Genomic DNA, 12,230 nt, shown 5'->3' on the forward strand with positions numbered 1-12,230 from the left:
TATTCTTAAATAATTAATGTCTGCCCATACTTATATACTCAAATCCCAGTTCTGACATCCTGTTATGTTCAAAAACATTTCTACCATCAAAGACCACTGGTGCTTTCATCCTTCTTTTCATTTCTTCAAAATCAGGAGATCTGAAAACATTCCATTCGGTTACCAGGATCAAAGCATCTGCACCATCTAAAGCGTCGTACATATCTTTTGCAAAATAGAGTTTTTGATGGTAAATGGATTTCATATGCTCCATGGCTTCGGGATCATAAACGCGCAGTTCGATACCCCAGTCGAGTAATTCGTTGATGATTTCCATTGCAGGTGCTTCGCGGATATCATCGGTATTGGGTTTGAAAGCAAGGCCCCAAACGGACATGGTTTTGTTATGCAATTGGCCCTTGAAATAATTTTTAATTTTTAAAGCCAATAATTTCTTTTGTTGGTCATTGACTTTCATAACTGCCTCCAGAATGTGAAAAGGGGAATTATGTTCCTGCGCGGTTTTGTGCAGTGCTCTAACATCTTTTGGAAAACAAGAACCGCCATATCCCACTCCGGGAAAAAGAAATCTTTTGCCGATGCGATTGTCGGAACCAATTCCTTTGCGAATCAAATCAACATTGGCCCCTGTTTGGTCGCAAAGATTAGCCAGTTCGTTCATAAAACTGATGCGCATGGCAAGGTAGGCGTTGGCCGCATATTTGGTGAGTTCAGCGCTTCGAAGGTCCATGATAAAAATGGGATTTCCTTGTCTGACAAAAGGCTCATATAGTTCTTCCATTTTTTGAGTAGCCCTGGCAGATTGGCTTCCAATGACAACGCGATCCGGTTTCATAAAATCGTCAACGGCAACTCCCTCTCTTAAAAATTCTGGATTACTTACGACATCAAACAAATTTTGATCAAGTTTATTACTCAATATTGAGTAAACTTTTTCTGCTGTCCCAACGGGAACCGTACTTTTGTTGACGACGATGGTATATTTTCGGATCCGGTCGGCGATATTCTGTGCCGCCGTTAAGATGAATCTCAAATCAGCAGACCCATCCTCATCGGGTGGGGTTGGTAAGGCTAAAAACAAAATATCTCCAAAAGCAACGGCCTGATCGAGTTCCGTAGTAAAATGTAGTCGGCCTTCCTTGACATTTCTCTCAAAGAGGATGTCGAGACCAGGTTCAAAAATGGGAATTTCGCCTGCAGACAAGCGTTCAATTTTTTGGGCATCGATATCCAAACATAAAACCTGGTTGCCGGTCTCTGCAAAACAAGTTCCCGTTACCAATCCGACATATCCCGTTCCTATGATGCTGATTTTCATTTCTTGTAGATTAAAGTCTCCAATAGGTGCTGTTGACTTCGGATTTATTGTATAAGCCTTTCAAATCAATGATGATAGGTTCTTGCCGCATCATTGAAATAAATTTATCTGGTGCCGTTTTTTTATAGATATCATGCGCTACTGCCAGAATGATGGCATCGTAATCGCTTTCCGGAGTGTCTTTGATTTCAATTCCATATTCATGTTTGACCTCTTCGGCATCTGCATGTGGATCTACTACGTCCACATTGACCGAATAGCCTCGCAATTCATCAAATAAATCGGCTACTTTCGAATTGCGGATGTCGGAAACATTTTCTTTAAAGGTGATCCCGCAAATCAATACTTTGCATTCGCTGGGATTTTTGCCTTTGGAGATGAGCAATTGAACGAGTTTTTTAGCAACAAAAGCCGGCATTCGGTCATTGATTCTGCGACCGCTCAGGATCACTTCAGGGTCATAGCCCAATTGTTTGGATTTGTGAACCAGATAATAGGGATCAACGCCGATGCAGTGGCCACCGACCAGGCCCGGAAAATATTTCAAAAAATTCCATTTTGTTGCAGCTGCATCGAGTACTTCGCGGGTATCGATTCCCATTTTATCAAAGATGATGGCCAATTCATTTACAAACGAAATATTCAGATCCCGCTGACTGTTTTCAATCACTTTAGCGGCTTCTGCGACTTTTATACTGGGTGCTTTATAAACGCCTGCAGTAATGATACTACCATAAACTGCGGCGATTTCCTCCAGGGCTTCCGGATCGCTTCCAGAAACAATTTTTAAAATGCTTTCAAGAGGTTTGGATTTATCGCCCGGATTGATGCGTTCCGGAGAATAACCCATTTTGAAATCCTTGCCCATCTTCAGTCCGGAAATCTGTTCCAAAATAGGTAGGCAATCCTCTTCGGAACATCCGGGATATACCGTCGATTCATAAATCACATAATCGCCGTTCTTTAATACCTGGCCTATTGAGTTTGATGCCGAAAGCAGAGGTTTAAGATCCGGTACTTTGTGATGATCAACCGGTGTGGGGACAGCAACAATATAAAATTTCGCAGACCTCAAGACATCCACATCTGTTGTAAATTCCATCTCTGCATGCTGAAAAGCCTCTCTTTCGATTTCGCGGGATGGATCCTGGCCTGACTGCATCAGTGCAATGCGCTCCGCGTTGATATCAAAACCAATCACTTTCATTTTTTTGGCAAATGCAAGGGCCAGCGGCAGTCCCACATACCCCAGGCCAACAACGGCCAGTTTCTCTTTTTTTTCAATCAATTCCTCGTACATCTTCATTTTTTTCGTTCCCACAACAACAGAGGCCTTTCGTCCTCTATGAGTTTATGTAATCTTTTATCCTTTAATTGGTTGAATAGGATGAAACGGAATTTCCGGCTTTTTAGTTTTTCCAGTTTTGAGAATTGTTTCAGCATGGATTTCTGATCGGGTTTGCCAACAAGAATAAGATCCACAATATCCGTTGGAATACCCTTACATAAATCGCCGGAAAGATAAATGGCTTGCATCGAATTTAAAAAGGGTTGCAGGGTTTCTAATATTTCAGGTATTCCTGCTTCTTTTCTCACAATTTGCTGCAAGTCCTCAAAATAAGCGTGATTTGGGTTAGCCCTGTAAAAACGTCTGTTTCCACGGGTAACCGACAAGAGTAAACGCGCCCGCAATAAACGATTTAATTCGATCCGGATACTGTTGGTCGATTCGCCCAATTCTGCTTCCAGACCCCTCAGATAGGCTTCATTTTGGGCGTTCAGAAAAAACGTATGCAAGAGTCGGATACGCGTTTTAGAAGTAATGAGGGTTTCAAGCATAAATGAGTAACAAAATTACTCGAAAATTCGAGAATCTCTGATCATTTTTCGAAATCCGATAAAGATGAATCCTACAAACAGGCCACAAATAAGTCCCATCAATATAGCTCTTGGCCAACTCATTTGATAACTCTTCAAGGGTAGTATAGGAAGATCCACGGCTTGAATGAATGGCGTTTTATTGATGAGTGCAAAGGAGGCCATTTCTTTGTTCTTCATCGCCTCCGCATAAACCAATTGTAAAATGCGGATATCCTGATCCAGTAATGTTTTTGGCACATCTTCAGAGAGAAGCCAACTTCCTCTATAACTGTCTTTGAGATCTGCAAGTTTGTATTGGTGTTTGTCCAAAAGTGCTTTGAGCGAATCTGTTTTCTGTTGCAGACCTCTGTAGGTGTCTTCTTGTTTTTCGACCGTTTTGTTGATATAAAACTGGCTCAATTCTTCAAATAAATTCAAGGCTAGTTCATGGGCTAAATCTTCGCGGATGGATGTAATACTTATATACATCAAATTTGTTTTTTCGCTGACTCGCGTTGAAATTTTCTCCAACAACATCTGGTGTGTCTGCAACAAGGCCATATTTTCGAGGCGCTGAAAGGCCATCAGACTGTCGCTCTTAAATCGAAATCCTTTGAGTGGATGCCCGGGATTGTAAAATGGTGCTGCCGCCCATTTGCCTTGTTCTTCCAGTTCTTCGATCAGTACATTGGCCAGATAATCAGTACCCCCCTTTTCAACCGGAACCTTTTTGAATAAAATCTTTTCGGCAATCCTCCTGGATTTTGCGAGATCCAGAATTTTATGCAGGTTCACCTGGTCGCCACTTCCCAATAAACCGCCAAACTGACCGATCATGGATGAAACACCTCCAAAAGCCGGCTGCTCTTCATTCAGCATGAAGCTCACTTCTGCTTCATATATCTTGGGTTTGGACTGTTTTAAAAATATGCTCAGTCCAATACCAAGCAGAGTAGTCAGTAAGAGTATTTTCTTTTGCGACCTGATTTCATCCAGATAGCTTCGGGTCAAAGTGACGAGTTCTTTGATAGTGTAAATATCCTTGGTTTTTGATTGCGTCTCTTCGGAATGATCCATGGATTAAGTTTCAAATGTAAAAATAGGACAGTATTTTACGGATTTTAGGATTAACAGGATTTAAAATTGGAGAATTGAAAGAAATTGTTCATTTAGACAGTTTGAGCATAGAGGCTGCACCGCCAAACCAATAGCCGCTAAAACAATAAAATAATTTGTCACTACTTGTAAATGTTAAAAGAGAAAATTTTAAAGACTCTCAAGCATTTTAGGATCTACCCTGTGTTGGCGGCGGACGGAACTTACCTCATGGTGATATTCATTAATTCATTTGGATTTTGTCTTGAGTCCCAAATTGTCAAAATAAATATTAGTTCATTTATTTCCTCATAGATGATCAGATAATGATCAACAATTTTAATTCTTGCATTTTGATCATTAGTTAACTTTCATATACTCGGAAACTTTAAAATCAAATCAACAGCTTCAATAAAAAGACAATTGAGTTTTTTACTGTAAGTTTAGGAATGATTTCGTTTCTTCCAATATTTAAAAATATTCTTTCGATCATTTTGAGCTCTGAAAGACCAAATTACTTTCCTAGCCATTCTTCGATGTCCTTATTTGCCTGATCGTTTTCAATAAATTAGCCGTTTTTATATTGAAGACGTGCTTCTTTAATTGCATCAATTTGGTGTTCATTTAATTCATAGATGCTTTTAGCCTCAAGTTCAATATGAAGCAATCGATTGATTTCATATAGGATGTTTTCATTATCAGTTTCCTGAATCATTTCAATTAAATGCTTCCCTAATTCTATAGTTGACATAATACTTTTCAACAAAATTAAATAACTTATATTTGATTTACAAATAATTGTTGGCTCGCCGCCAACAAATCCTTAAACCGTGCGATCCTAAAATCTGTTTAATCCGTGATCAAGAAACGTCCAACGATGTTATAATTTAATGATCTTCTTTGAACTTAAAATTTTACCACTTTCCGTAACATGTGCAACGTAAACCCCGGCAGGCAAGTTCTTCAAATTCACATAATTGCTCCCCTGAAAGAGAGATTTAAGTTCAATAGGCATACCCCATAAATCGTAAAGCTTTAAGATAATTTTTTGCGGATTATAATCCATTACATTTATGATCACATAATCTTCACATGGATTGGGCCAGATTTGAATTTCCGGAATTTCATTGTTATCTTCCGTATTGACCATGACCCCTATATTTACGGTACGACATAAAGTATCCATACCATTTCGGTTCTTTACCATTAAGCAAACTTCATAAACGCCTTTTTCAGAAAACTTATGCGTTGGATTTTTGTCATTGCTGGTATTAGAAATACTTTTGGGGTCGCCAAAATTCCAGCTCCATTCTTCGACTTCATACGCGCTTAAATCTGTGAATTCAAACTTCAGGTAATCTGAGGTATCCTGGTCATATCTCCAATGAGCCCATGGAATATTGTCTATTCGCAAACTGTCGCAAATACTTCCATCGATTGGACCAAGACGGTAGTGTGGAAAATATGGCATTGTTTTCTTAATTGAAATAAATGGAATTACATGTTGTCTGAAATCACAATCCATTCCAAGCTTATCAGGTCTATTTATTACATGTAGATGCCGTGTTTGAATGAAATTCGGGTTACAATATATTCTTCCATCCGGCCCAATTTGCAGTTGTCCAAAGTAAGTTGGTTCATAAATATTAGCAAATAATTGAGACAGATACCCATCGTATCTTGCAATTTCAATTCTCGCATTTAATTGACCATTTTCTATAGCATATTGGTACAATACTTGTCCGCTACAGATATAAAGAATTTCATTTGAGGGAGAAAATGCGCAACCTACTGAAATACTCCGAGTCGAATCAATCTTGAAGTTCTGATGGTTGGAAAGCTTACCTGTATTTCTGTTAAAGTGGTAAAAATCAAATTCCGAACCGCTCCACTCATCGAAGTCATCTTTAGTCCCTAACATAGTGCATTTTATTATTCATTTCGTACCACCTCCAAAAAACAGTATAAAGTGCAGTCAGATTTGGTATATGTTGCAATAACATTTATATTACGTTTGCATCGGTTTTCTATCTTTCACAATAATCTTGGTTATTCAAAATTTAAATTAGGCTTGATATCCAGTCAGTTTGGAAATTGATTTTCTTATTTTTTTACAACATCAACAAAGGTGAATTTTTATAATCGATTATAGTATCAAATTATTTAATTCACATCAAAAAATTAGCGTCTATGAACAAAGCAAAAATGATCATGAAATAACATGATGAATTACTCTTTATTTATTCACTTACAATTAAAATTTACTTTTATGAAATTATTTAATAACATTGAGTATTTTTACTTTTGCAGATCTATAATAAAAAGGTTAAGCAATAAGTATTTGAGCAAGATTTATATCACTCTATTTATTTGTTCTCTTTTCAGTCAGTCTTGTAATAAAGATGGTAGTATTACAACTGCTACAACAAATCAGAATCAACACCAATTAAGTCAACAGAAATTTGAACAGTCAATCAGATTAACTCTAAGGCAACTCAATGTAACGCAAGGAATAAAAAATTCTTCTTTAATTGAGTATAATTGTTTTACAGACGAACCTTCAGGAGCGCATTGTACCTTACAAAATTCGGCCTTAACACAGACAATTTCATTACCCGTTCCTTATAGTCCTTGCAGAGCTGTAGTTACTTATGATTTGTGGTGGTGCTATCACGATTCAAACAATGAAATATTTAGCATTGTCTTTGATAATTTCTCTGCTTATCCCGAGCCTGGTTCAGATTGTCAAAGCTTATTGGATGATTGGTTGGATTTATGGAATAATTCCGATTATGAGGAATTAGATGCTGAAATAGAAGCTTTTACTAAAGCAGCAATAAATGCATTGGAAGAAATTGTAATGCAACAATTAACATATAATAATCGTGCAATTTTTCCATGTGGTGCGACACCTGCAAAATACTTATCAAGTGATTTCCATACCCAGCTCTGTTATTCCATTTGTGCCAAAGTTGTAAATCATGCAGGACCACCGTCTTATGATGAACTTGTATGGTTGGAAACGGAATGTGGTGAAGCGTGTTGTAAAAGGACTTATCAATGGTGCTGGAACTCAACTCTTAATAGAGCTGCCAAAACGGGACCTGCTTACAGTCAGGTAGGAGATTGTGATAGTTTTCCAGGTTGTCCTTCAGGATATACTCAACTTAAAGACTGCGAAGAACGAGTGTGCGAACCATAGCTTTTGAAGATTAAACCTGTGCAGTCTTAATAAATTGCACAGGTTTATTAATTTTGAGTAACCAATATAAAAGTATTATGAAAAATCTTATCTTCTTATTTGTTGTGGTAAGCGAAGTTGCTATAGCACAGGTATCAAAACTAACAGACATTTTTGAAGACATAGTTCCGATCTGGTCACATCTTGCTTTCGATTCTACATCGATACGCAACAGTTATAATGGGATGAATCATTTATCTGGATTTTCTGGATATGGTCCTAAAATTATTAATGGTTTCGCCTATACAATATATAATGATGCAAGTGATTTTGATCAAGGAGCATTATTAGAAAAATTAAATTTACAAAACGGCTCTAAGGTCTGGATGAACAATATAAACTTAAAGAAAAATTCTAAAAGAGAAAAAGTTCGTAATTATTTCATTAATGAAAAAGATGAACTAGTGTTATTAAATTTTAGAAGTATAGAGGATCAGGTTTTTGTAGTTTGGACAGATTCTAAAGTATGCGTACGAAAATATGACATAGCTAGCGGTAACTTATTGGATTTTCAATTTTCTGAGGCGCAGGATTCAAGTTCACCCGTAATAGTTGGTTCATCTGATGCTAGATTATTTCCCTTCAATGTTGTGGAATACGAATATATTGGGCATTTAAGAGATCAAAGCGATTATATAATTTATCGGAACCTATTCAATGAGAATAGAATGCCAATTCTTGATGAGGAAATAAGAATTCCACATAAATACCCTAATAGTTATCCCGAATTAAGTTATCCATATAACGGCAATAGAGACACCATGCTGTTTTTAAGATTTTCAAACAAAACAGATCCAATATTTCCAGGTGATAGTATGGAACTTAAAATTGATTTCTTTGACAATCATTTTCAATATATTTCAAGCAATGATATAGCAAATAAGATTACAGTCGCATCACAATATTATTTACAAAAAGCAGAGAATGGATATATATATATAACTGGCTTCGGATTCGAAAATGGTAATATTGAGCCTATTACTGAGCGGATTTCAATTTTTGACTTGCATGGAAATTTGAAAGAAGAATTGACATTACCAAAGGAATATAAATCAAGCCCACGTGCTTCCAATTGTCTTAAATTAAGAAATCAAGAAGGCTCATTAGTTGTTAGGAGTGTTTTTACAGATCATAATAAAGCAAACAGTAAAATACAGTTCTTTATTTCTGATGGTCATGGCAACTTAAATCTTGCCAAAGAGATTCCATTAAAACTGCAACAAACATTATATTCAAATGATTTATATCAAACACAAGAAGGGGATATAATATTATTTGGTGATTATAAAGGAATAGCAGGACTAGGATATACTTATTTGACAGGAAGAACAATAATCTCTAAATTTTCAAAAGAAAGCATTGGGATCATAACAAATAATGGTGAATTTTACAAAGAACCTGAAATGTCTATATTCCCAAATCCAATTTATGATAATGTAATAATTAATTATAAAGGTGTGGATGTCAATAATATATATATTCAAGATATGTATGGAAATATATTGTTAAACCAAAAAGTTGATAACACAGATAAATTAACCATTAAAAATTTGAATAGCATTGCCAATGGCGTTTATTTAATTGTAGGACTTGGAAGAAAGTATGATATTTTATTTAGGAAAGAAGTTCTTGTATTTCATTGAATTCAAAAGTTCGTTTAAACTCTCCTTAATGGCAATAGTAATGCTATTGTCAGATGGGTTGGGCATTAAACTTACTGTATTAGGACTCTCCGGATGATTATCGTTAAATAACATTATTGCCTCAACGTCACAAAGTATTTCATCGTCAAAATAAAGTGAGTCGAAGTTAATAATAATTGATCTTGCTAAATAAACGACCGCGCCTCCTTCCTACAAATTTTAATTGAAATTCAGTAACGTGACTTGATTCAATCCAAATCAATCAATGTCAACTGATACTTCGCACACACGTCTTGCATTTTCGCCCGATCCAAACAATGAACCAAAAAATATCCACCACCGCCAGCGCCGCAAAGTTTACAGTAAAACGATTCTTCCAACAAACCCTGTTTCCAAAAGGCCAACACGTTTTGGGGTATCATGTCTGAAAAAGCTTCTATACTCATCCGGCTAATCTCCATCCAGGACTCAGAAATCAATTCTCTATTTCCTTCTAGTAAAGACTTTATAAGTAACTGATTGGTTTCAGCAATTATTTTTAGGGTTTGTTCATACTCCTTTGAATCGAGCTGCGCTTTGAATCCACCAACCAATTCACGAGTATTGCGTCTTATTCCCGAATCCAACAAAACCATATTTAGTTTGGAAGGTAGACTCATTTGAAAATCGTTTAAAATAAGCAAACGATCTGATGTTATTTGCACAGCACTGTTATAATAGGAAACCATCGGATCAATGCCGGAACTTCTTCCGTGAAAAAAAGCTTCCATACTTTTAAAAATCTGGTGGACTTCTTCCGGGGTTTTATCTTCTTCAGATCTATAGCGATCATAAACAGCTGCACATACTGCACCGGAACTTCCCAAACCATAACCTTGCGGAATATTGCTTTGAAGATACCAACCTGCATGAAGCTCCTCTTCAAACATTTGCAGTCGAAAATGATCTTTTAGTGAGTTTTCATTTTTTAAATAATTCAATAAATCTAAAAGTGATTTATCCTTGAGATCTTTTGCCCATTTCCAGGACATCCCTCTCGACCTAAAAGGTATTGCCAATGCACCGGAGCCCATTAAAATAGTGTATTCTCCGGCCAGCAAAATTTTAGATGGATAAGTTTTATACATGTTTCCGGGTGGCAAGTTATTTGTTTTTTAGTAAAGGATGAAAAAAAGCTTAATAGGAATAAGGCTGAAGGGAAAAGGGAAGTTAGATTATGGATTAAGGACTGAAGTATTGATTTTGTAGATCTTTGGAACTTTTATTTCGTAAAAACTGTTAGAAATCTTTTAATACGCTTTCCTTAAATAGAGCCAATAGAATCGGTTATTGCTTAATAAACACTTCAGAACTACCGCCACGTTTACTTTCAGCTTTAACAAAGTAAGATCCAGGCTGAAAATCATCAATCGGAACGATAATCTGTTCACCTTCAATAAATGAATAAAACTCATCCATAATTTTTCCCTCAGCAGAAATAATTTGATAGTGCGTTTTTTCTTTACCTGAATGAAGGATTACGATGTAATTGGTTGCTGGGTTAGGGTAGATAAGTATTTTGTCTTTACTATCAGGTAATTCTTTGTTGCTAACAGTTCCGCAACCTGGAATTAAACAGCCATCGTCGTCGACTCTGAGAAGCCAGGGCATATAATATGGATCACCGTATTTTTCCTTGGCATCATCAAGATAGGAAGCTGCTGCGATGATGTAACCTCCAGACGGACAAGATTTAAGATCGTACAAATATCCATCGTCTTTGCCATTTCGGATTCTATATACTTTTTTCCATAATAAATTTAACGAATAATCAAATTTGATCGGATGTAGTATGTCGTGTCGCCATTCTATTGAATCATAACGTTGATTTGAATTATTAAAGATAATTACTTTTTCTTTATAACTAACATCACCTCCTATAATAACTCCTTTACTGTCATTGCTTTTCACGATTTTATCAAAGATATTATCAATAGCATGACCATAAAGAGTAGCAGCAAAGTTTAAAGGAACAGAATTCTTAAATTTCATTGCAGAATCAAGAACTTGAATCATACCATATCCTCTGTTGGCATATGGGTATTGAGGTTCATTATAATTGTAATCTGCCAGCAAATAAATCTTTTTGTTGTCACCTTCTACAATATCATATATATAGCACAAACCTGTTCTTGACAACATAGAATTTGCACTGCTTACACTTTCACCTTCATTATTTAATTTATACAATAAGCTTTGGTAATCTGCTGGCCAGCCAAGACCTGAATTATCTGAATAACCAACGCCAATTAACACATCTCCATATTTATCTACATAAGAAGAAAAGCAATGGTTTTGATAGCCATTGCCAGGGTCTCTTCCCAAAATTTTCTGCCATATGAGATTGCCAGAAGTATTGATTTTTGTGACTTGAATTTTATAGTTGAAACCAGTTGAATCAATTGCAATCTCACTTGCGGTGAGCAAACAACTATCTTGTGTAACTGACATGTTGCCTCTCAATATATCTCCTCCCTTAATTATACTATTATCTATAATCAGGTCTTCTTGATTTCTAGTTATTCTATTAAACTTTAAAATAGATTGTTCCTTATAGTTATTATTAAAAGTTGTGTAAAAAACTATGCCGTCCCAAGTATGTATTCCTTCTGGGTAAAAGAAATTATGCAGGCTATCATCCTTAATATGATAATAATCAAGAAGAGAACCTTTCCAATCAAACATATAAAAAGCTGTTCCAAATATATCTTTGTATGTTGTATCAGCGGAATAACCAAAAGCAAAAATCAAAGAATCTGTTGGGAAAACTGAGCTTAACCAGTTTGGAAAGTAATTTGTTAGTCCCGTTTTATCTTCGGGAACTTTATAAACATTGCTAAAAAAAACCTGCGAATGCCCCAGGAGGTAATAAAAAAGCAATGTGATTGTAATTAACCGTTTCATTTGTTAAAGAACCGGGATAAATATACAATAATTTGAATTATTTACCCCGGTTTAATGACTATTGAACTTACTTAATAATCTGTATTCTCTTCACAATCCTTTGATTGAGGGAATTGAAGCATTCAATCAA

General features: G+C 36.1%; 10 protein-coding genes. 2 read left to right on the top strand and 8 right to left on the bottom strand.

The genetic code is table 11. The annotated features are described in order from the left end of the window. Nucleotides 1-13 precede the first annotated feature (13 nt). The 6 genes from IPM92_13385 to IPM92_13410 all read right to left on the bottom strand — a co-directional run bounded on the left by IPM92_13385 (nucleotide 14) and on the right by IPM92_13410 (nucleotide 6,194). Nucleotides 14-1,318 carry a UDP-glucose/GDP-mannose dehydrogenase family protein gene (locus IPM92_13385; protein MBK9109322.1) on the bottom strand — a complete coding sequence of 435 codons (1,305 nt, stop codon included), beginning with the start codon at nucleotides 1,316-1,318 and terminating at the stop codon, nucleotides 14-16. A gap of 10 nt (nucleotides 1,319-1,328) precedes the next feature. Beyond that, on the bottom strand, nucleotides 1,329-2,618 hold the full coding sequence (locus IPM92_13390) for a nucleotide sugar dehydrogenase (GenBank protein MBK9109323.1): 1,290 nt from the start codon (nucleotides 2,616-2,618) through the stop codon (nucleotides 1,329-1,331). A gap of 2 nt (nucleotides 2,619-2,620) precedes the next feature. Further along, nucleotides 2,621-3,157 carry an ArsR family transcriptional regulator gene (locus IPM92_13395; GenBank protein MBK9109324.1) on the bottom strand — a complete coding sequence of 179 codons (537 nt, stop codon included), beginning with the start codon at nucleotides 3,155-3,157 and terminating at the stop codon, nucleotides 2,621-2,623. 15 nt (nucleotides 3,158-3,172) lie between these two features. Continuing rightward, the gene (locus IPM92_13400; GenBank protein ID MBK9109325.1) at nucleotides 3,173-4,255 is read right to left on the bottom strand and encodes a hypothetical protein; all 1,083 of its coding nucleotides are present in this window, start codon (nucleotides 4,253-4,255) and stop codon (nucleotides 3,173-3,175) included. A 586-nt stretch (nucleotides 4,256-4,841) separates the two neighbouring features. Further along, complete coding sequence (locus IPM92_13405) at nucleotides 4,842-5,024, bottom strand: hypothetical protein (protein ID MBK9109326.1); 183 nt, start codon at nucleotides 5,022-5,024, stop codon at nucleotides 4,842-4,844. 129 nt (nucleotides 5,025-5,153) lie between these two features. Next, nucleotides 5,154-6,194: a T9SS type A sorting domain-containing protein gene (locus tag IPM92_13410; protein MBK9109327.1), complete on the bottom strand. Its 1,041-nt coding sequence runs from the start codon at nucleotides 6,192-6,194 to the stop codon at nucleotides 5,154-5,156. A gap of 348 nt (nucleotides 6,195-6,542) precedes the next feature. Between IPM92_13410 and IPM92_13415 the strand changes: the two genes are divergently transcribed. Further along, nucleotides 6,543-7,475 carry a hypothetical protein gene (locus tag IPM92_13415; protein MBK9109328.1) on the top strand — a complete coding sequence of 311 codons (933 nt, stop codon included), beginning with the start codon at nucleotides 6,543-6,545 and terminating at the stop codon, nucleotides 7,473-7,475. Nucleotides 7,476-7,552: 77 nt separating this feature from the next. Further along, a complete protein-coding gene (locus IPM92_13420; protein MBK9109329.1) occupies nucleotides 7,553-9,157 on the top strand; it encodes a T9SS type A sorting domain-containing protein in 1,605 nt (534 codons plus the stop codon). Nucleotides 9,158-9,405: 248 nt separating this feature from the next. Here IPM92_13420 and IPM92_13425 read toward each other — a convergent pair whose 3' ends face one another. Together IPM92_13425 and IPM92_13430 are read right to left on the bottom strand one after the other, a co-directional pair. Then, nucleotides 9,406-10,284: a hypothetical protein gene (locus IPM92_13425; GenBank protein ID MBK9109330.1), complete on the bottom strand. Its 879-nt coding sequence runs from the start codon at nucleotides 10,282-10,284 to the stop codon at nucleotides 9,406-9,408. 199 nt (nucleotides 10,285-10,483) lie between these two features. Continuing rightward, on the bottom strand, nucleotides 10,484-12,100 hold the full coding sequence (locus IPM92_13430) for a T9SS type A sorting domain-containing protein (GenBank protein ID MBK9109331.1): 1,617 nt from the start codon (nucleotides 12,098-12,100) through the stop codon (nucleotides 10,484-10,486). Nucleotides 12,101-12,230 lie beyond the last annotated feature (130 nt).

The organism is Saprospiraceae bacterium (assembly GCA_016719615.1).
Classification (GTDB): domain Bacteria; phylum Bacteroidota; class Bacteroidia; order Chitinophagales; family Saprospiraceae; genus Vicinibacter.